Source organism: Mesorhizobium temperatum (assembly GCF_002284575.1).
Taxonomy (GTDB): domain Bacteria; phylum Pseudomonadota; class Alphaproteobacteria; order Rhizobiales; family Rhizobiaceae; genus Mesorhizobium; species Mesorhizobium temperatum.
Genome location: NZ_NPKJ01000053.1, coordinates 118,554 through 140,017, shown reverse-complemented (window position 1 = coordinate 140,017; position 21,464 = coordinate 118,554). Strand labels below are relative to the sequence as shown.

The window sequence follows — 21,464 nt, the reverse complement described above, 5'->3', positions numbered from 1 at the left end:
ATTTGCCTGATCAGCGCGGCACCACCAGCACCTTGACTTCGCCTGGCGCAGGCGGATTGGCGATCACCGCAGCCGCCTCCTCCAGCGTCACCTGCCGTGAGATGAGCTTGTCGATCTCGATCGCACCCGAGGCGATGAGATCGGCGGCCCGGCGATGCGTAAACGGATTGAGGAACGAGCCGAGCACCTTCAATTCCCGGAACAACAGGTCGAAAGGTTCGAACTCGGCCTTCATGCCTTGAGGTGTCACGCCGACGACGACGATTGTGCCACCGGCCCTGGCCAGCCGCATCGATTGCTCGACCGTCTCTCTTACGCCAGCGCATTCGAACACCACATCGACGCCGCCCGGCATCAGGCCCGACGGACCGACCGTGTCGATGATATCGCAAGCGCTGGGGTCGACCGTTGCCGTCGCACCCAATTCTCTGGCAAGGGCACGCCGCGAGGCCTGGCGCGTCGACAGCATGATTGTCGTCGCGCCGGCAAGCCTCGCCAGTTGCACGGTGAGCAGGCCGATCACGCCGCCGCCAAGCACGGCGACCGAGGAGCCGGGTCTGATCTGCGCCAGGTCCATGCCATGCAGGCAGCAGCCAAGCGGCTCGCAGAACGCGCCATGCGTCGGCTTCAGGTCCTTCGGGAGGGGGAAGGCCTGCTTCTGAGGCAGCACGACATATTCGGCGAAGCCGCCGTCGCGGCGGATGCCGATGGCAACCAGATCATGGCAGAGATTAATGCGACCGGCATGGCAGTGCGGACAGCGCCCGCAGGCGATGTTGGGATCGCCGGTAACGCGATCGCCGACGGAAAAGCCGGACACAGCGGTTCCAATCGCCTCGACGATCCCTGAGAATTCATGCCCGAGCGTCACCGGCGGCGTACAGGGAAATTCGCCATGGAAAAGATGCCGGTCGGTGCCGCAGACGCCGCATGCCTCGATCCGCACCAGGAGATCGTCCGGTCCGGCGGACGGTCTTCCGACCTCGCGCAGGGCAATGCTGCCCACGCCCTCCAGCCGCACCGCTTTCATCTCTGTTACGCCTCCGGCATCAATTGAAACTCGGTGGTTGGGACAGATCGGGTGCTGGCGCTGCTGGCTTGGCAGGCGGCGTTTCACCGAAATTCGGCGGTTGCGACAGATCCGGTGCAGGCGCGGTCGGCGCCGTGCCGCCATCCGCCGGCGGTGCGCCGAGCGGCGACAGGCTCGGCGTTTCCGGTACCTGGTAATCGATCGTGCCCGGGTCCACTGCCGTGCCCTTGTAGTGCATCACCATTTGCGGGAAGGCGATGGTCAGGCCGATCATGATGACCTGAATGCAAACGAAGGGAACCGCGCCCCAATAGATCTGGCCGGTGGTCACCGGCGCGATCTTCTTGCCGGTGAGGCGATCGAGATAGGGCACCCGGGCGGCGACCGAGCGCAGGTAGAACAGCGCGAAGCCGAAGGGTGGATGCATGAAGCTGGTCTGCATGTTGACGCCGAGCAGCACGCCGAACCAGATCAGGTCGATGCCGAGCTTGTCGGCGGCCGGCGCCAAAAGCGGCACGATGATGAAGGCGAGCTCGAAAAAATCGAGGAAGAAGGCGAGCAAGAAGACGAGGATGTTGACGCCGATCAGGAACCCGACTTCGCCGCCCGGCAGCGATGTCAGGAGGTGTTCGACCCAGATCTGGCCATTGACGCCGTAGAAGGTGAGCGAGAACACCCGCGCCCCGATCAGGATGAACAGCACGAAGGACGACAGCCGCGTCGTCGCCGCCAGCGCCTGCTTGACCACGTCCAGCGACAGCCGTCCCTTCATCGCCGCCATGATCAGCGCGCCGACAGCGCCCATGGCGCCGCCCTCAGTCGGTGTGGCGATGCCCAGGAAGATGGTGCCCAACACCAGGAAGATCAGCGCCAGCGGCGGGATCAGCACGATGATCACCTGCTGCGCCAGCCGCGACATCATGTTGATCTTCAGGCGCTGGTCGGCGATTGCCACGACATAGATGAGGATCACGCCGATGGTGGCACCGAGAATATCGGCGTTTTGGCCCTGCGAGGGCGCAAGATAGCGATACGCCGCGTAGGAAACCACGACTGCCGCCAATACCGCGAACAGCAGCGACAGGACACCGTGGCCGAGCGTGCGGGCCTCCAACGGCAGCGCCGGCATCGACTTCGGCCGGACGATCGACATGATTACGATGTACATCGTGTAAAGGCCGGTCAGAACCAGCCCCGGGATCAGCGCGCCCGCATACATGTCGCCGACCGAGCGGCCGAGCTGATCGGCCAAAACGATCAGCACCAGCGAGGGCGGAATGATCTGGGCGAGCGTGCCCGACGCGGCGATGACGCCGGACGCTACACGGCGGTCATAGCCGTAGCGCAGCATGATCGGCAGCGAGATCAGGCCCATGGCGATGACAGAGGCAGCCACCACACCCGTGGTGGCGGCAAGCAGCGCGCCGACGAAGATCACGGCATAGGCGAGGCCGCCGCGGATCGGTCCGAACAATTGGCCGATCGTGTCGAGCAGGTCTTCGGCCATGCCCGATCGTTCGAGCACGATGCCCATGAAGGTGAAGAACGGGATGGCCAGCAGCGTGTCGTTCGACATCACCCGGCTCCCATAGAAATTTTCCGGAAGCGCATAGAGAAGTGGCCAGGCGAGGTTGATCGATCCGCCCGAATAGGGTGACAGCACAACCCCGATGAAGAAGAAGACCAGGCCGTTGGCGGCGAGCGAGAAGGCGACCGGATAGCCGATCAGCAGGAAGATGACCAGCGAGGCGAACATGATCGGCGCCATGTTCTGGGCGATGAACTCGATCACGAGCGCACCTCTTCGGCGAGCGCCTTCGCTTCGAGCTCGGCCTGCTCATGCACCGATATGAACGGCGTCGGATCGTCCATGTCGCCGCGCATGATGGCGATCTTCTTGATGATCTCGGAGATGCCCTGGAGCGCGAGCAGGAAAAAGCCGGCCAGCAGGATTGCCTTTGCCGGCCAGATGATCAGCCCGCCGGAATTGTTCGACATTTCGCCACTGCGAAACGACAGCGACACATAGGGAACGAAATAGATCACCATCAGCGTCACGAACGGCATCAGGAAAAAAAGGTGACCGAGAAGGTCTATCCAGTGCTGCACGCGGCGCGAGAACATGCCGTAGACGATGTCGATGCGGATATGGTCGTTCTGCTTCAGCGTGTAGGCGGCGGCCAGCATGAAGGCGGCGCCGAACAGATACCACTGCAGTTCCAGCCAGGCGTTCGACGACATGTCGAACGTCTTGCGGATGACGGCATTGGCGGCGCTGACCAGGATTGCCAGCAGGATCAGCCACGACACCCATTTGCCGATGAATTCGTTCACCCGGTCAATGGTTCTGGATAGAGCGAGCAGCCCTGCCATGCATTCCTCCCTTTACGCATCCGCCCGAAAATCGGTGTCGATTTTCGGAACGCACGATGCGTGACTTAAAGTATCAGCGGCGCGCCAATTCCCGCTTGTTTTTCCGCCGCCTCGATGTGGCCCAACGGTATGCCGTGCGTGGCCCGGCGGGTCAACACAGGGCAGACCGACTAAAACAATCTTGTGAAGTGAGGAAGGGGCTTTTGAGATGAGGAAGGGGGCGAAACAGCCGCCTGACCCGGCGCATGACCCCGAAAATCGGAATCGATTTTCGCTGGGGATCATGCGCAAAATCAAAGTGCTACAGCGTCCTTTGCGCGTCCGAGAGAGGACGTACGCGCTGTAGACGTCATGCAACCAAGGTCTACCCAGGCTTGGTACACTCAGGCGATCTTGCCCTGATCGCGGCCGGTGCCGATCAGCACCAGCATGGCGACGAGGAACAGATACATCCAGCCATCGCGCCATTCGAGCGGAAAATAGCCGGCCCACAGCGATTCGGCCATGCCGAAAGCGGCAGCGCCAAGTGCTGCCCGCAACGGCGAGAGATAGCCGCCCACCGCCGTCACAAACAGGATTTTCAGCCCGTAGACCAACCCTGTGCCGAAGCTGATGTTGCCGTAGTAGAAGGCGGCGAGCACGCCGGCCAGTGCCGCGCAAAGGCCGCCGAAAAGCACCGCACGCCGAAGCACCGCGCGAACATCGACGCCGCACATCGCTGCCGCCCTGGGATCGTCGGACACGGCGCGCCAGCGCCGGCCGAAGCTTGATTGGGCAAACGCCCAGGCGGCGAGCCCGATAGTTGCCGCGACGACAGCGCAGTCGAGCAACTGGATGAGCGTCAGCGTGGCATTGAAATTGGCCCCCCGTGCAAAAATGATGGGCTGGGCCAGCATTGGCGGCAGCCACAGATCATGGGTGTCGGCGGCGATACGGCTGGCTTCCGACAGGGCCAGCAATATGCCGAGCGTCGTCACCACGATGGCGTTGGGCGAGCGGTCGGCCAACGGTTCGAAGATGCTTCGCGACAAGACACGGCTGAGCAGCGCCGCATAAAGGAACGCCGCAGCTACGCCGAGCGCGACGGATGCAAACAGCGTCAGCCACAGCGCCTGATAGCCGAACGCCGCGGTGAGGATCATCGTATGCCCGCAAAAGGCGAACAGCGCCCCATAGGCAAGATTGGTGCGGTGCAGGATGCCGTTGGTCAGCACGTAGCCGAAGGCAAGCAATGCGTAGAGCGCGCCCGAATGCAGCCCGTTCAGAACCTGCTGGAAGAAATAGAGCATGCAATGTCCTCGATGCATGCCCCGCAATCGGGGCGCAGCGGTTTGGGACGAACGACATTCTCAAGACAAGGCAATGGCGATTGCCTCCGTGACGAGCGTTGCACCCGGAATCTAACTTGTCAAATGCGATTTATCGGTTAGATTCGCCATATGGCAGTATCCTGGACTCCGCACCGCTTCACCGGTGGCATGCTTGCGCTCGACACGGCGAACACCGTCGTCTTGCGGAACGATCCGGAGAAAACCTTCGACCGGCTCAAAGATCCGGCCGAGATCGCCCGCTTTGCCGAAGCGGCGAGCGGGTTTCGCGCCGACGAGCTCGGCGGCAGGCCGCTCGTAGCGCCGGCGCCTGAAAAGATCGCGCCGGTGGTGCTGTCGATCAGGGAGACGACCGATCGGCTGTTTCGCCGCGCGGTTTCGAAAGGTGCGATCGCCACCGGAGACATGCCTGAATTCCTTGCAGCCTGCGCCGACGGACTCGCCCAAAGCCGCACCGAAATCGGGAGGCCCGGAAAACCGTTCGGCAATCCGGCGACGCCGATTGCCTTCGAGGCGGCGCTTGCGGTCTCGGCGCTGTCGCTGCTGCGCGGCGACACAATCGCCAGGCTGAGGATATGTCCGAACTGCAGCTGGCTGTTTGTCGACAAAAGCCGCAATTCCAGCCGCCTCTGGTGCGACATGGCGGTGTGCGGCAACCGACAGAAGGCAAACCGATACTATCGCCGCCGGACCGCGGCGAGGGAGATCACCAATGTCTAAAAGATACTCGCGCGCGATGATTGTCGTCGCGGCGTTGTTCGCGGTGGCCGCGCTCGGCGCCTGCCGTGACTCCGGCAAGGACCAGCTGTTCGCCATTTCCGGGAAGCTGTTCGAGTTCAACTACCGGCTGGGCATCGCCACCTATGTCATCACCCTCAATCCGCTGCGGCCGGTGGGTGAGGGACAGGTCGCCGTGGTCTCCTTCCAGAACCCGGCCGGTGGTGATCCGATCATCGTCACCCAGAAAATATGGCCGAAGCTGCCGCATGTGACGCTGACCAGCCCGCCGCTCACCTGCGTCGTCAAGGACAAGCCCTATGCGGTGTCGATCCGCATCGAGGATTCCAGCGGCAAATTGCTGCAGAGTTTCGAGACGACACTGACGTCCTCGCTCGACCAGTCGATCCTGCCCGACCGGCCTCTCGTGGTCGGGCCAGTCTACGAGCTTAACAAGGACCTGGCCGGCCATGTCGACGGCAAGCTGCCCGGCGAACCGAAGCCCAGTTGCCCAAAGGCTGCATGATGCGTCACCAGCGTCACTGCCCGCCGCCGGAATTTTCGTGCTCGGCCATCCTCCCCGACAGGCGTTTCGTGGCGCCACACGGCCGCGCACGGATCATTTGTTGCGCCTTTGTCTGGCATCTTCGATTTTGTTTGACCTCCCCGGCAAGGGAAGAAAGACTGTAGGCACTCGACTCCGACGTTGGCTGCGCACCTCTAGCCGTGGCCGCACAGGAAATGCCTGATGACGCTGTATGATGTCGCGCTCGACGACAAGTTCGACCTGGGGAAGGAGCGCATCTTCCTTTCCGGCGCGCAGGCGGTCATCCGCATGCTGCTGATGCAGCGCGCGCGCGACCGCCGGGCTGGCCTGAACACTGCCGGCTTCGTTTCCGGCTATCGCGGCTCGCCGCTCGGCGGCCTCGACATGCAGCTTTGGAAGGCCAGGAAGCAGCTCGCCCAGTCGGACATCGTCTTTCAGCCCGGCCTCAACGAGGAACTCGCGGCCACGGCCTGCTGGGGATCGCAGCAGGCCGAATTGCTGGGCGAGGGCACGCATGACGGCGTCTTTTCGGTCTGGTACGGCAAGGGACCGGGCGTCGACCGATCCGGCGACGTGTTCCGCCATGCCAACCTCGCCGGCTCGTCTAGATATGGCGGCGTGCTTGCCCTGATGGGCGACGACCACATGGCCGAATCCTCAACCAACGCGCACGCCACCGAATTCCTGTTCGTCGACACTATGGTGCCGATCCTCAATCCGGCCGGGGTCCAGGAGATCATCGACTATGGGCTCTACGGCTTTGCCATGTCGCGTTTCGCCGGCACCTGGGCGGCGATCAAATGCGTCAAGGACAACATTGAATCGACGGCTTCGGTCGATGCCGCGCTCGAACGGCTTGATATCGTCACCCCGGAATTCGAGATGCCGCCCGGCGGCCTCAACATTCGCAACGAGATCGACATGCTCGGCCAGGAGGAGCGGCTGCATGAATACAAGCGCGCCGCCGCTTCGGCTTTTATCCACGCCAACGGGCTGAACCGGATCGTTTATTCCGGTGGACGTGCCCCGAAGCTTGGCATCGTCACCATCGGCAAAAGCTACCTCGACGTTCGCCAGGCGCTGGAAGACATCGGCGTCGACGAGGCCGCCGCCAACCGCATCGGTATCAGGCTGTTCAAGGTCGGTTGCCCGTGGCCGCTCGACCTGCAGCACATCGCCGATTTCGCTCGCGGTCTCGAGACCATAGTCGTCGTCGAGGAGAAACGTTCGCTGATCGAGGTGCAACTGCGCGAGAACCTTTACGGCACCGCCATGCAGCCGGTCATCGTCGGCAAGAAGGACGAGCGCGGCGACGGGCTGTTCCCGGCCAAGGGCGCGCTCGACCCCAATGACATCGCAATCGCGCTCGGCGAGAGAATCTTGCGAACGATCGGTCCGTCGGACGAGATTGCCGCACGAGTGGCGAAACTTCGCCAGTTCCAGGCGATGCTCGCCGACACGTCAGACGTCGCCTCGCGCACCCCCTTCTTCTGCTCCGGCTGCCCGCACAATTCCTCGACCAAGGTGCCCGACGGCTCCCTCGCCGCCGCCGGCATCGGTTGCCATTTCATGGCGCTGTGGATGGACCGCAACACCGTTGGTTTCACCGCCATGGGCGGCGAGGGCGCGCAATGGGTCGGCCAGGCGCCGTTCTCGAAGCGCGACCACATCTTCCAGAATCTCGGCGACGGCACCTATAACCACTCTGGTGCGCTGGCGATCCGCTTCGCGCTGTCGACCGACGCCAACATCACCTACAAGATCCTCTACAACGACGCCGTCGCCATGACCGGCGGCCAGCCGCACGAGGGTGGCCTGACCGTGGACATGATCGCCAGGCAGGTGCGGGCCGAGGGCGTCGAGCGGATCGCCATCGTCACCGACGAGCCGGACAAATATACCGGCAAGGTCGAATTCCCCGCCGGCGCCACCATCCATCACCGCGACGGTCTCGACCTCGTCCAGCGCGAATTGCGCACGGTCAGGGGCACATCCGTGCTGATCTACGACCAGACCTGCGCCGCCGAAAAGCGCCGCCGCCGCAAGCGTGGCACCTTCCCCGATCCCGACAAGCGCGTCTTCATCAACGAACTGGTCTGCGAAGGCTGCGGCGATTGCGGGGTGCAGTCGAATTGCGTCTCGATCCAGCCGGTCGAGACCGAATTCGGCCGCAAGCGCAGGATCGACCAGTCGAGCTGCAACAAGGATTTCTCCTGCATCAACGGCTTCTGTCCATCCTTCGTCACGGTGCATGGCGCCAAGATCAAGAAGGCCGAGGGTATTGCCGGCACGACCGATCCGCTCGACGGCGTGCCGGCGCCCGCCGAATTCCCGCTCGGCGAACAAGGCTGGGCGGCGATCATCGACGGCGTCGGCGGCACCGGCGTCGTCACCATCGGAGCGGTGCTCGGCATGGCGGCCCATCTCGAAGACAAGGGCTGCGGCATGATCGACATGGCCGGCCTTGCCCAGAAGGGCGGTTCGGTGTTCACCCATGTCCGCATCGCGCGCAGCCCGGGCGATATCCATGCCATCCGCGTTTCGGCGGGGAAGGCAGACCTTGTGCTTGGCTGCGACCTTGTCGTGTCGGGCGCCCAAAAGGTGCTTGCCGCGGCGCGTGAGGGCCACACGATCTTCCTCGCCAACACCGCCGAGATCATGCCCGGCGAGTTCACCCGTTCGGCGGATTTCTCCCTGCCTGTCGAGCGACTGAAAAAGGCGATCCGCACTGCCGCCGGCGACGACAAGGCGCATTTCTTCGATGCCACCCGCACCGCCACCGCGTTGTTCGGCAGTTCGCTCGGCGCCAACATGTTCATGCTCGGCTTCGCCTTCCAGCATGACGGCTTGCCGCTGTCAGCCGAGGCAGTCGAAAAGGCGATCGAGCTCAACGGCCAGGCCGTGGCGATGAACGTCTCAGCCTTCCGCTGGGGCCGCCGCGCCGCCCACCAGCCGGATTTCGTGCGGGACCTCGTTGTCCAGCCGGGAATGGCTGCACAGAACGCCGCTGTCGCCGTGACGCTGGACGACATCATCGCCCGCCGGGTCGCCTTCCTCACCGGCTATCAGAACGCCGCCTATGCCAAGCGCTACGCCGACAGACTGGCCGCGCTGCGCAGGGCCGAAGCCAGTGCGGTGCCCGGTTCGACTGCTGTGACCGAGGCAGCCGCGAGGAACCTGTTCAAGCTGATGGCGATCAAGGACGAATACGAGGTGGCAAGGCTCTACACCGATGGCTCCTTCGCCGCTGAGCTGGGGAAGCAGTTCCAGAGCTACGACAAACTCGAATTCCATCTCGCGCCGCCGATCATGGGCTGGCGCGGCAAGGACGGCAAACCGAGGAAGTCGAGTTTCGGTCCTTGGATGATGAAGGGATTCCGCCTGCTGGCAGCGATGAAAGGCTTGCGCGGCACGGTCTTCGACGTGTTCTGCTACAGCACCGAAAGGCGTATGGAACGGCAGCTTCTTGCGCAATACGAGGCCGACCTGGAGCTTGTCGCCGGCGCGCTGGCGCCGGGCAAGGTCGAGGCCGCGGCAGCACTTGCCTCGGTGCCGGCGCTCATTCGCGGCTATGGTTACGTCAGGCAGGCCAGTGCCGAAAAGGCCGCTGGCGAGCGCCTAAGGCTGCTCGATCGCCTGGCAAAGACGCCGGTTCGGCCAAAACTCCAGGCCGCCGAGTGATCGATACGCCTTGTTTACCTGAAGGATAGCTTCCCCTGGGTCAACCGACCTGACGGTGAGGCCCCAGACGGCCCCTCTAAATCTTTCTTAAGGCTAATGTGACACAGCTTGGCTCCCCAGGGTTGGGATTCAGGCGTGAATCTAAAAAGAAAAAACGAGATTCCTGTCGACGTCTATATCCCGTTCGTGGAAACTCTGTTTCGCGACGGGGTGACGCTTTCGATCGGCATTCTCGCGCAAACCTTCCTGATCGGCCTTGTCTGGTGGAAGAACGGCGATCCGCGTTACCTGGTTGTTGCGATCGCGATGGTTCTCGTCGGCATATTCCGCATGAGAAACTTCCAAAAATACAACAACTTGCCATCACCGACGACCTGGGAGGAAGCGCACAAGCGCGAAAACGATTACATATTCTACGGCTCCATGCATGGGCTTACGCTCGGGGCTTTCTGCCTGCTCGGCATCTACTTTGCGCGCGACGATTTCGCCGAGATCGCCTCCGTTTGCCTGACGCTGGCGACCGCGACGTCCATTGCCGGCCGCAACTACGGCTCGCCGCGCATGGTGATCATCCTGACCCTTGCATTGACCTGGCCCATCTCGCTGGGCTTCCTGCTGCGCGGCGATATCTATCATGTTCTCCTTGGCCTGCTGTCAGCGCCATTCCTGTTCGCGATCCGCAAATTCGCCAACACGGTGCGCGATGTGCTTTTTGCGGCGGTGTCGGAGGAAAAGAAGGCGAACCGCCTCGCCCAGCGCTTCAATCGGGCGCTGAACACCATGTCGCATGGCCTTGTCATGCTCGGCCCGGACGGCCGGGTGGCGGTGGCCAACGCCGAAGCCGCGCATTTGATGTCGCTCAAGTCGCCCGACGCGCTGCTCGGGCGATCGATCCACGGTCTGCTGATGCGCGGCGTTGCCGGCGGCATGCTGGCGCTGAAGGACTGCCGCTACATCGAAGCCCAGCTTACGCGCGCTCTGCGCGAGGGCCGCGATCGCAAGGTTCTCGTCTCGCTTGCGAACGGTCAGCACTATGAGTTCTCGGCGCGCGAAGGCAGCCAGGAACTGGGCGTCGTCACCTTCGAGGATGTGACGGCCCGCGTCGAGGCGGAAGACAAGATACGCTTCATGGCGCGTTACGACAGCCTCACCGGTCTGCCCAACCGCGCCTATTTCCAAGAGCTGATCGGAGAGGCGATGGCATCCGGCGACCTCGAGCGTCTCTGCGGGCTCGCCGTGCTCGACCTCGACGACTTCAAGAGCGTCAACGACACGCTTGGCCACCCGGTCGGCGATGGATTGATCTACGCCGTCGCTGAACGGCTGGCGGCGGTCGCCGGACCAGGCGTCACCGTCAGCCGTTTCGGTGGCGACGAGTTCATGATCTTCTTCGACCGCGTCGAGGACGAGAGCCATCTGATCAGCCAAATCGACGAGATTTTCATTGACCTGCAGGGCGAGGTCGACGTCGCCGGTCATGGACTGCGCATCCAGGCGAGCGGTGGCGCGGTGCTGTCGCGGGTCAGGGACACCGATGTCGACGCCATGATCGTCAAGGCGGACCTCGCGCTCTACAAGGCCAAGGAACTCGGCAAGAACACTTGGCGGTTGTTCGAAGCATCGATAGATGCCGCTTTCCGCAACCGTCAGCTGATGAAGGCGGATCTGCGCACCGCGGTGGAAAGCAAGGGGTTGCGGGTGGTCTACCAGCCGATCGTGACGATGAGCACGATGCGCATAGCCAGTTGCGAGGCGCTGTGCCGTTGGGACCACCCCGATCTTGGACCAATTTCGCCCAGCATCTTCATTCCACTGGCGGAAGAAATGGGCATCATTTCCGAGATCAGCACCTTCGTCCTGCATGCGGCGTGCACCGAATGCGCCAAATGGCCCGCACAGACCAGTGTCTCGGTCAATCTCTCGGCCAAGGACTTCCGCAACCGCGACGTAATCGAGAAGGTTCGCGATGCGCTCGCCAGCTCCGGTCTCGCCGCCGGTCGCCTGGAGATCGAGGTCACCGAGACGGCGCTGCTCGACGACAAGTCGCTGACGCGTCAGTATATCGAGGAATTGAAGCGGCTTGGCGTGCGGATCGCGCTCGACGATTTCGGCACCGGCTATTCGAGCCTGAGCTATCTCCACAAACTGCCGCTCGACAAGATCAAGATCGACCGATCGTTCCTGATGGACGTCACCCAGAACAGCCGTTCGCTCGAACTGCTCAAGGGCATCGTCAATCTGTCACGGCCGCTGGGGCTTTCGGTGACGGTCGAGGGCGTCGAGACTTTCGAGCAGCTCAAGATCCTGGCCTTGCAGGTGAAGCCGGACCTGGTTCAAGGATTCCTGTTCGGCTCGGCGCTCAGCGCGTCCGGCATCGAGACCATGTCAAGCACGGTCTGGCCCTTCGCCAAGGACATCAAGACGGCCAGGAAGGCGACGCATCGCTGATCTCTGTGGCTGATTTCCATGGGAGGAATCTCGTACTTTGGTATAATATTTACAATTATTAACCTTAATAGCTGGTAAACGATCTCTATCTTGTTTTCAGCTTTACATCTTACGACCCTGCCGTAGGGTTGATCGCGGCGGTTGTACGGGGATTGAGTTCATGGTTGTTGAGTTGATTTCGCCTCGCCAGGCGGCGGGTGCGGACGGGAGTGATGCGTCCGACACTATGACCAGCTTTGCCAGGAATGTCTCGGCGATGCTCGAGCGGACGGAATACCGTCGCTGCGACAAGGGCGAAGACCTCGAGGACATCTACCGCCTGCGCTACAAGTCGTATCGCTCCAACGATATGGTGCCCGATAGCGAGAACCATACCATTCACGACGAGCTCGACGAGGCGCCGAATGTCTTTCGTTTCGGCGTCTACATCGACCAGGAACTCGTCAGCACGCTGCGCATTCACCACGTCACGCCGGCGACGCCGATGTCGCCTTCCACGAAGGCTTTCGGCGATATCGTCATGCCGATGCTGGCCAAGGGACTGAGCTTCATCTGTCCCAGCCGGTTCGCCTCCGACCCCGACTGGTCACGCGTCTATCCGCAAATTCCCTATCTCACATTGCGGCTCGCCGGCATGGCGTGTTTCCATTTCAACGCGCCTTACTGCCTGTCGACCATTCGCGAGGACCACGCCGGCTTCTACAAGCGGATCTACTATTCCGAGAAGATCAGCGAGGCCCGCGCCTATCCCGGCGTGTACAATAAGGTCGTGCTCTACCGTGCCGACGTCAACGCGATCCGCGAGCGGTCCCTCTCCCGGTTCCCTTTTTTCCGTTCGACGCCGATGGAGCAGCGCATGCTGTTCGACATGCCTAATCTTGGTGAACTCGCGCCGCTGACCATCCTGCCCACAGCCAAGTATTTTCGCGAAGCCGCCTGATGCATGGCGCCCAAAAGTGGGCAGCGGTTTTGGGACGACGACATGCGCCAAAACCAAGGCAAGACATTCGGCAAGTTTGCAGCCTGGCCATGGAGCTTTCCGGCCGCTTCGGCGTTCTGGCAAGCGCGCCGGTGGCGCATGAATGACGACCTGCATAGCGTTGACGGCAATCTTACCGAAAGGAACCCGACATGACCATTTCCACGCTCGCACTCACTCCACTGATCTCGCTGATTGCCGGCGTGCTGATCCTGGTGATGCCGCGGCTCCTCAACTACATCGTCGCGCTATACCTGATCGTCGTCGGCCTGCTTGGGCTGTTTCCACAGCTTGCCGGCTGATGTGACAAGCGTCAGCCGCAAGGAAGCGCAAGACGGCAGCCGCGGTCGCCTCAGGAACATCCTCCCTGCATTTGGCAGCTTCAAGTTTCCTTTGAGGCTGATGTCTCCGGCGATGCGGCAATAGCGCCATTGCCCTCGGCCTGGCTTTTCGCTATGTGCCTGAAAGATGTCTTCGAAGGGGTATTCCTATGGCTGATCACTCGCCGACCGGTCCTGTCGAACTAGGCGCGAAGATGGACTATGCCGAGCACGACCGCACCTATGCCGGCTTCCTTAGGCTCGCGAAATACGGATCGCTGTTTTGCCTCGCCGTGCTTCTGGCAATGGCCTTCGGCTTCTTTGCAGGCGGCTTCTTCTCGGGATTTGTCCTGTTCGCACTGATCATCGCCGTCGGCGCTTTCATTCTCCGGTAAATTCTTCAAAACCCCTTGCCCGTGACATCGCCGGAAGTCCGGCCGGCGTCCTGCGCAGACAGGTTCCAGCCGAAAGGATCATGCGGTGGGACAGACGGTTTTTATCCCTCGTGAGCTCGATGCGAACGAGCCGCGCGTTGCTGCCTCGCCCGACACGGTGAAGCGGCTGGCGGGGCTGGGGTTCGACGTGATCGTCGAAGGCGGCGCCGGCACGGCATCGCGCATTCCCGACGAGGAGTTCGCCAAGGCCGGCGCTGTGATCGGCAAGTCCGGCGACGTCGCCAAGGCTGATGTGGTGCTGAAGGTGCGCCGGCCTGATGGGGCGGAGCTGAAGGCCTATCGCCCGGGCACTGCCGTCATCGCCATCATGGATCCCTATGGCAACGATGCTGCCGTCGATGCTCTGGCAAGGGCCGGCGTCACCGCCTTCTCGATGGAGTTCATGCCGCGCATCACGCGCGCCCAATCGATGGATGTCCTGTCCAGCCAGGCGAACCTCGCCGGCTATCAGGCAGTGATCGACGCGGCTGCCGAATATGACCGGGCGCTGCCGATGATGATGACGGCCGCGGGCACGGTGCCGGCGGCGAAAGCCTTCATCATGGGCGTCGGCGTCGCCGGCCTGCAGGCCATTGCGACGGCAAGACGGCTTGGCGCCGTCGTCACCGCCACCGACGTGCGCCCCGCCGCCAAGGAACAGGTCGCCTCGCTGGGGGCAAAGTTCCTGGCGGTCGAGGACGAGGAGTTCAAGGCGGCCGAGACGGCTGGCGGCTACGCCAAGGAAATGTCTAGGGAATACCAGGCCAAGCAAGCGGCACTGACCGCCGAGCACATCGCCAAGCAGGACATCGTCATCACCACGGCGCTGATTCCCGGCCGTCCGGCGCCGAAGCTCGTTTCGACCGCGATGGTCGCCTCGATGAAGCCGGGCTCGGTGATCGTCGACCTGGCAGTCGAGCGCGGCGGCAATGTCGAGGGCGCTGTGCCGGGGCAGGTGGTGACCACGGCCAACGGGGTGAAAATCGTCGGCCATCTCAACGTGCCGGGCCGCGTCGCGGCCTCCGCCTCGCTGCTCTATGCCAGGAACCTCTTTGCGTTCCTCGAGACGTTGGTCGACAAGACCACGAAGACGCTTGCCATCAACCGCGACGACGAATTGGTCAAGGCGACGATGCTGACCGATGGTGGCCAGGTCGTGCATCCGGCCTTCGCCGGCAAGCCGGCGGTGATGATCGCCTCGGCTGCGCCTGCGAAGCCCGCCGCTGCAAAAAAACCAGCCCTGCCAAAGAAAGCTGCCGCATCCAAGAAAGCTGCCACACCCAAATCGCCCGCTAATAAGTCGAAAGGGATCGCGTGATGGACCAGACCATGCAGAAAGCCCTCGACCAGCTCGACCAGGCGACCGCCGCCGTCCGGCTCGCGGTGCAGGATCTGGCCACTGCTCCAGGCGGCACCGATGCGGCCGGTGATGCTGCGCACGCGCTGTCCGGCGGGGCGATCGATCCGTTCGTCTTCCGATTTGCGATTTTCGTCCTGGCGATCTTCGTCGGCTATTACGTCGTCTGGTCGGTGACGCCGGCGCTGCACACGCCGCTGATGGCGGTCACCAACGCCATTTCCTCGGTCATCGTCGTCGGCGCGCTGCTTGCCGTCGGCATCTCGGCGTCCGGCATCGCCACCGGCTTCGGTTTCGTCGCGCTGATGCTGGTCTCGGTCAACATCTTCGGCGGCTTCCTCGTCACCCAGCGCATGCTGGCGATGTACAAGAAGAAGGACAAGTAGAGCGACATGAACGCCAACTTCGCCTCCTTCCTCTATCTGGTCTCCGGCATCCTGTTCATCCTGGCATTGCGCGGCCTGTCGCACCCGACCACCAGCCGTCAGGGCAACATGTACGGCATGATCGGCATGGGCATCGCCATTGTCACTACGCTGGCGCTGGCGACCCCTTCGGCCGGAGGCTTCGGCCTCATCGTGTTGGGTCTTTTGATCGGCGGCTCGGTCGGCGCGATCACCGCACGGCGCATCGCCATGACCTCGATGCCGCAGCTGGTCGCCGCCTTCCACTCGCTCGTCGGCCTTGCCGCCGTCATGGTGGCGGCTGCCGCCGTCTATGCGCCGGAAAGCTTCGGCATCGGCACGGTCGCCGACATCCACGCCCAGGCGCTGATCGAGATGAGCCTCGGTGTCGCCATCGGCGCCATCACCTTCACCGGCTCGGTCATCGCCTTCCTCAAGCTCGATGGCCGCATGTCGGGCAAGCCGATCATGATCGGCGGCCGTCACTTGATCAACGCGGCCCTCGGCATCGCGCTGATCGTGCTGATCGTGCTGCTGGTCACCACCGAGTCGAAGCTGGTGTTCTGGCTGATCGTGGCGGCATCGCTTGTTCTTGGCGTCCTGCTCATCATCCCGATCGGCGGGGCCGACATGCCGGTCGTCGTCTCGATGCTGAATTCCTATTCGGGTTGGGCGGCTGCGGCACTCGGCTTCACGCTCGGCAATCTGGCGCTGATCATCACCGGCGCGCTGGTCGGCTCGTCCGGCGCGATCCTGTCCTACATCATGTGCAAGGGCATGAACCGGTCATTCATCTCGGTCATCCTCGGCGGCTTCGGCGGCGAGACTTCCGCCACTGCTGACGACGGCATCGAGCGCACGGTCAAGCAGGGTTCGGCCGACGATGCCGCCTATCTGATGATGAACGCGCAGAAAGTCATCATCGTGCCGGGCTACGGCATGGCGGTCGCCCAGGCGCAGCACGCGCTGCGCGAGATGGCCGACAAGCTCAAGGCCGCCGGCGTCGACGTCAAATACGCCATTCATCCGGTCGCCGGCCGCATGCCCGGCCACATGAACGTGCTCCTGGCCGAAGCCAATGTGCCTTACGACGAAGTGTTCGAGCTGGAGGATATCAACTCCGAATTCGCGCAGGCCGACGTCGCCTATGTCATCGGCGCCAACGACGTCACCAACCCTTCCGCGCGGGACGACAAGTCGTCGCCGATCTACGGCATGCCGATCCTCGACGTCGACAAGGCCCGGACCTGCCTGTTCGTTAAGCGCTCGCTCGGCTCCGGCTATGCCGGCATCGACAACACGCTGTTCTACAAGGACGGCACCATGATGCTGCTCGGCGACGCCAAGAAGATGACTGAAGAGATCGTCAAGGCCATGGATCACTGATCCGGGTTACTGGCGCCGATATACCGTTAGTTGCTCGAAAAAAAGCCCGGCTCTGCGCCGGGCTTTTTTCTTGGCCCTGAGCATCAGGCGTCCTTTGCTCTCATGTCGGTTTCAGAGCTACGATGGGTGAATTCTGTCCCGATTGGACACGGGATTTGCACCAACGGAGGCACTGGTGTCCGACTCTCATCCTGTTGCGTCGCCGGCCAAGATCAGTCCGCCGGCCTCCGGAAAGGCGCCGCGCAAGCTCAGCCAGGCCGTGGTAATTGTGCATGGCATGGGCGAACAGCGGCCCATGGGCACGCTGAGGGAATTTGTTCAGGCTGTCTGGAGTCATGATCCCGCCCGCGCGCCGTTTTATGCCCGTGTCACTGATCCGGCCGACCCCGACGGTGAGAAGATCAACCAGAGCTGGATCACGCCTGACAGCCGGACGAACTCGCACGAGCTTCGCCGGATCACCACCCCTTACGATGTCGATAGCCGCCGCACCGATTTCTACGAGCTTTACTGGGCCGACATTACGCAGGGCACAACGCGGGGCCGGCTTGCGGCCTGGGTAACGAATCTGCTTTGGCGCAAGCCCGCTGACATCCCGCGCGATGCCCGCGGGCTTTATGTCGTCACGCTTCTGGTCGTCACAACAGTCTTGTGCGCAGCGCTCCTGCTCGCGACGTCGGCATCGCAAGGGTATATTTCCTGGACCACAGGTACGCTCGTCACGATCCTGGCCTCGTTCGTCATCTGGTCGGTGGACCGGTTTGGCCTGCCTTATTTCGGCGATGTGGCCGCCTACGTGCGTGCTGAAGCGGCAATGGTCGAGAAGCGCGCGCTTGTCCGCGACCGCGGCCTGACGCTGCTGAAGCGCCTCATGATGGACGATGGCTATGACCGGATCGTGCTGGTCTCACACAGCCTGGGATCGATCATCGCCTACGATCTGCTGCAGATATTGTGGGCCGATTTCAGGCCTCGAAAGCTGGAAGCGGTCCGCGACAAGGCGAGACTGAAAGCGATCCGCGCCGTCGACAAGGCCACGCTCAACGCCGATGGTTCTGCGTGGCCCGACAAATTGGATGATTTTTCCGGATTCCGGCGCGCCCAATGGGAGCTCTATCGGCAGCTCCGCGCCAGGGACGCCGATCACCCATTGCCTTGGAAGATCAGCGATTTCGTCACGCTCGGCAGTCCGCTCACCCACAGCGAATTTCTGGTGACCTACAACCTCGCTGAATTCAGGCGCGGCATCGCTGAGCGGCTGTTCTCGGCATGTCCGCCGATCGCCGAGACGGCGGCCGGTGGAACCGTCCTCTATCAGGAAGGGCGCAGCCGTTCGGGCAAGCCGCAGCGGGCGGTGCATCATGGTGCGGTGTTTGCCGCGACGCGCTGGACCAACATCTTCGACAGGGGCAATGGCTGGCTGACGGGCGACCCGATCTCCGGCCCGATGGCGGAAAATTTCGGCCCCGGCGTCGAGAACATCCAGGTCGAGCTGCGCAGTTCGCTTGGCCGCATCTTCACGCACAGGCTCTACTGGTCGCTGAAGGCGATCGGCGTCGAGGTCGCCGCAGCCGCCGGCACGTCGCCGCGCTCGCATATTGGCGTGCTGCGCGACGCCGTCGACCTCGGCCGCAAACTGGAGCCAAGTCAGGCGGTGCCGACGATAGGCCGCACAGTATAGAAACGACCCAAAGCACGAAAACGGATTGGCGCGCCGGAGCACGCCAACCGGATTGGGCCTCAGATATCCAGATTGGCGACCGACAGCGCATTGTCCTGGATGAACTCGCGTCGGGGCTCAACTTCGTCGCCCATCAGCCGCGAGAATAGACTGTCCGCATCGGTGGCATCGGTGACCTTGACCTGCAGCAGCGAGCGCACATTCGGGTCGAGCGTGGTTTCCCAGAGCTGCTCGGCATTCATCTCGCCGAGGCCCTTGTAGCGCTGCATGGTCAGGCCCTTGCGGCCGGTGGCAAACACGGCGTTGAGCAGCGCCAGCGGTCCCGAGATGGTTTCCGACACATCCTTGCGGCGCAGCACCGGCGGCTCGCCATAGATTTCTGCGAGGCGCGGCGCATAGCGGTCGAGCTGGCGGGCGTCGGCCGAATTGATCAGCGCGAGATCGAGATGCGCGAACTCCTTGACGCTGCGCACCGTGCGCTCGAACACATAGCCGCCGATGCCTTCGTTCGAGGTCGACATGCGGCCGGTCCAGCCGCGTTCGGTGTCCTCGGCAATGATGTCGAGACGCCGGGCGACACGCTCGGCCATGGCGTTGGCCCGGCCGAGATCGGCGAAAACGTCCGGGTTGAGCGCGCCGGCGATCGCCGCCTGCTCGACCACGCCTCTGTTGTAGCGCGTGTGCAGCCCGTTGATGAGCTGGCGCACCGCCAGCGCATCGTCGATGGCGCTGCGCAGGTCCTGTCCGGCCCGCACCTCGCCGGTGCTGAGCGCAAGCGACGCCTCCTCCAGCCCCGAGCCGATCAAAAATTCCTCGAAGGCGCTTTCGTCCTTGAGGTATTGCGAGCTCTTGCCGCGCGTCACCTTGTAGAGCGGCGGCTGGGCGATATAGAGATGGCCGCGCTCGATCAGCTCCGGCATCTGCCGGAAGAAGAAGGTCAGAAGCAAGGTGCGGATATGGGCGCCGTCGACGTCGGCGTCGGTCATCAGGATGATCTTGTGATAGCGCAATTTGTCGGCGTTGAACTCGTCCTTGCCGATCGAGGTGCCGAGCGCGGTGATCAGCGTACCGATCATGTCGGAGCCGAGCATGCGGTCGAAGCGAGCCCGCTCGACATTGAGGATCTTGCCGCGCAGGGGAAGAATGGCCTGGTTCTGGCGCGAACGGCCGCCCTTGGCCGAGCCGCCGGCGCTGTCGCCCTCGACGATGAAGATTTCGGACTTCGCCGGATCGCGTTCCTGGCAGTCGGCCAGCTTGCCGGGCAGCGAGGTGACGCCGAGCGAGCTCTTGCGGGTGATGTCGCGCGCCTTGCGCGCGGCTTCGCGCGCCGCTGCCGCCTGGATGACCTTGTCGATGACCACCTTGCCCTCGGTCGGGTGCTCTTCGAGCCAGGTGCCGAGCGCTTCGTTGACGAGCCCTTCCACCACCGGGCGAACTTCGGATGAGACCAGCTTGTCCTTGGTCTGCGACGAGAATTTCGGATCGGGAACCTTGACCGACAGCACCGCCGTCAGCCCCTCGCGGCAATCGTCGCCGATCAGCGCCACCTTCTCCTTCTTGGTGAGGCCCGAGGATTCGCCATAGCCGGTTATCTGGCGCGTCAGCGCGCCGCGGAAACCGGCAAGATGCGTGCCGCCGTCGCGTTGCGGAATGTTGTTGGTGAAGGCCAGCACGTTCTCGTGGTAGCTGTCGTTCCACCACATGGCGACCTCGACGGTGATACCGTCGCGCTCGGCTTTGATCGCAATCGGCTTGTCTATCAGCGGTTTCTTGACGCGGTCGAGATATTTGACGAACTCCTCGAGCCCGCCATCATAGTGCAGTTCATGGCGCACGACGTCGGCATGGCGGGCATCGGTCAGAACGATGCGCACGCCGGAATTCAGGAAGGCGAGTTCGCGCAGCCGGTGCTCCAGCGTGCCGAAGTCGAACTCGACCATGGTGAACGTCTCGGCCGACGGAAAGAAAGTGATTTCGCTGCCGCTGCGCCCCTCATAGGTGCCGGCAACCTTGCGCTGTTCATAGGTGCCGGTGACCCTCAGCGGCGCGTCGGCATTGCCATGCGTGAAGCTCATCTCGTAGATCTGACCGTTACGGCGGATCTTCAGCTTCAGCCAGGCCGAAAGCGCATTGACCACCGAGACGCCGACGCCGTGCAGGCCGCCAGACACCTTGTAGGAATTCTGGTCGAACTTGCCGCCGGCATGCAGCTGCGTCATGATCACTTCGGCCGCCGAGATGCCTTCGCCGGTGTGGATATCGGTCGGAATGCCGCGGCCATTGTCGATGACCGTCACCGAACCGTCCGGGTTGAGCGTTACAGTAACGAGGTCGGCATGGCCGGCCAGCGCCTCGTCGATGGCGTTGTCGACCACCTCGTAGACCATGTGATGCAGGCCCGAGCCGTCGTCGGTATCGCCTATATACATGCCAGGCCGCTTGCGGACGGCATCCAACCCCTTCAAAACTTTGATGGAATCGGCGCCGTACTCGGCCTCAGCGCCGTTGGCGTTGTCGATCTGATCGCTCATGAAAACCTGTCTGATTGATGCCGCACGTCCAGCGCAAAAAATCGGCTCCGAATCGCGCGTCCTTGATGTCCAAGATATAGGTGCAAAAGGCGGTTTTTCCAAGGTTTGCAAGCGTTTCCGAATGGAAGAAGAGCGCGCCTGACCGGCCAGGGCATCGGACCCAAAAAGTGGAGCCGGACTTGGAACAGAGCGGCGGCAACAACAGAGGGCCGACCTGTTCCGACGATCAGGCACTTCCAGTGCCCGGC

17 protein-coding genes are annotated in these 21,464 nt (G+C 62.8%); 12 read left to right on the top strand and 5 right to left on the bottom strand.

Features of this window, described 5'->3' with window-relative positions:
* Positions 1-10: 10 nt before the first annotated feature.
* From CIT26_RS18515 to CIT26_RS18500, 4 genes are all read right to left on the bottom strand, one after another.
* Positions 11-1,030: a zinc-dependent alcohol dehydrogenase family protein gene (locus CIT26_RS18515; protein WP_095493903.1), complete on the bottom strand. Its 1,020-nt coding sequence runs from the start codon at positions 1,028-1,030 to the stop codon at positions 11-13.
* 19 nt (positions 1,031-1,049) lie between these two features.
* Positions 1,050-2,822 carry a TRAP transporter large permease gene (locus CIT26_RS18510; protein ID WP_192355598.1) on the bottom strand — a complete coding sequence of 591 codons (1,773 nt, stop codon included), beginning with the start codon at positions 2,820-2,822 and terminating at the stop codon, positions 1,050-1,052.
* A complete protein-coding gene (locus tag CIT26_RS18505) occupies positions 2,819-3,403 on the bottom strand; it encodes a TRAP transporter small permease subunit (RefSeq protein ID WP_095493902.1) in 585 nt (194 codons plus the stop codon). Before CIT26_RS18505 ends, CIT26_RS18510 begins: the two co-directional genes overlap by 4 nt.
* A gap of 383 nt (positions 3,404-3,786) precedes the next feature.
* On the bottom strand, positions 3,787-4,692 hold the full coding sequence (locus CIT26_RS18500; protein ID WP_095493901.1) for a branched-chain amino acid ABC transporter permease: 906 nt from the start codon (positions 4,690-4,692) through the stop codon (positions 3,787-3,789).
* Positions 4,693-4,842: 150 nt separating this feature from the next.
* Here CIT26_RS18500 and CIT26_RS18495 point away from each other — a divergent pair, with 150 nt between their 5' ends.
* The 11 genes from CIT26_RS18495 (at position 4,843) to CIT26_RS18440 (ending at position 18,685) form a co-directional block, all read left to right on the top strand.
* A complete protein-coding gene (locus CIT26_RS18495) occupies positions 4,843-5,451 on the top strand; it encodes a CGNR zinc finger domain-containing protein (RefSeq protein ID WP_095493900.1) in 609 nt (202 codons plus the stop codon).
* Positions 5,444-5,974: a hypothetical protein gene (locus CIT26_RS18490; protein ID WP_167391448.1), complete on the top strand. Its 531-nt coding sequence runs from the start codon at positions 5,444-5,446 to the stop codon at positions 5,972-5,974. The genes CIT26_RS18495 and CIT26_RS18490 overlap by 8 nt, the downstream gene beginning before the upstream one ends.
* Before the next feature lie 222 nt (positions 5,975-6,196).
* Entirely contained in the window at positions 6,197-9,676 is a 3,480-nt protein-coding gene (locus CIT26_RS18485) for an indolepyruvate ferredoxin oxidoreductase family protein (protein WP_095493898.1), read from the top strand.
* 135 nt (positions 9,677-9,811) lie between these two features.
* On the top strand, positions 9,812-12,124 hold the full coding sequence (locus tag CIT26_RS18480; protein ID WP_095493897.1) for a putative bifunctional diguanylate cyclase/phosphodiesterase: 2,313 nt from the start codon (positions 9,812-9,814) through the stop codon (positions 12,122-12,124).
* Positions 12,125-12,284: 160 nt separating this feature from the next.
* On the top strand, positions 12,285-13,064 hold the full coding sequence (locus CIT26_RS18475; RefSeq protein ID WP_095493896.1) for an N-acyl amino acid synthase FeeM domain-containing protein: 780 nt from the start codon (positions 12,285-12,287) through the stop codon (positions 13,062-13,064).
* Between the two features lie 191 nt (positions 13,065-13,255).
* Complete coding sequence (locus CIT26_RS18465) at positions 13,256-13,405, top strand: DUF3096 domain-containing protein (RefSeq protein WP_065006071.1); 150 nt, start codon at positions 13,256-13,258, stop codon at positions 13,403-13,405.
* Between the two features lie 188 nt (positions 13,406-13,593).
* Positions 13,594-13,818, top strand: a complete 225-nt coding sequence (locus CIT26_RS18460) for an aa3-type cytochrome c oxidase subunit IV (RefSeq protein WP_095493894.1) — start codon at positions 13,594-13,596, stop codon at positions 13,816-13,818.
* 85 nt (positions 13,819-13,903) lie between these two features.
* Positions 13,904-15,175 (top strand): Re/Si-specific NAD(P)(+) transhydrogenase subunit alpha, encoded by a 1,272-nt coding sequence (locus tag CIT26_RS18455; protein WP_095493893.1) that lies wholly within the window; start codon positions 13,904-13,906, stop codon positions 15,173-15,175.
* Positions 15,175-15,600 (top strand): NAD(P) transhydrogenase subunit alpha part 2, encoded by a 426-nt coding sequence (locus CIT26_RS18450; protein WP_095493892.1) that lies wholly within the window; start codon positions 15,175-15,177, stop codon positions 15,598-15,600. Before CIT26_RS18455 ends, CIT26_RS18450 begins: the two co-directional genes overlap by 1 nt.
* Before the next feature lie 6 nt (positions 15,601-15,606).
* Positions 15,607-17,004, top strand: a complete 1,398-nt coding sequence (locus tag CIT26_RS18445; protein WP_095493891.1) for an NAD(P)(+) transhydrogenase (Re/Si-specific) subunit beta — start codon at positions 15,607-15,609, stop codon at positions 17,002-17,004.
* 175 nt (positions 17,005-17,179) lie between these two features.
* A complete protein-coding gene (locus CIT26_RS18440) occupies positions 17,180-18,685 on the top strand; it encodes a hypothetical protein (RefSeq protein ID WP_167391447.1) in 1,506 nt (501 codons plus the stop codon).
* A 59-nt stretch (positions 18,686-18,744) separates the two neighbouring features.
* On the opposite strand, the gene gyrB is transcribed toward CIT26_RS18440, so the two are convergent.
* The gene (gyrB, locus tag CIT26_RS18435; protein ID WP_095493890.1) at positions 18,745-21,216 is read right to left on the bottom strand and encodes a DNA topoisomerase (ATP-hydrolyzing) subunit B; all 2,472 of its coding nucleotides are present in this window, start codon (positions 21,214-21,216) and stop codon (positions 18,745-18,747) included.
* Between gyrB and CIT26_RS36655 the strand changes: the two genes are divergently transcribed.
* Positions 21,215-21,358, top strand: a complete 144-nt coding sequence (locus CIT26_RS36655; RefSeq protein WP_167391446.1) for a hypothetical protein — start codon at positions 21,215-21,217, stop codon at positions 21,356-21,358. The genes gyrB and CIT26_RS36655 overlap by 2 nt on opposite strands.
* Positions 21,359-21,464 lie beyond the last annotated feature (106 nt).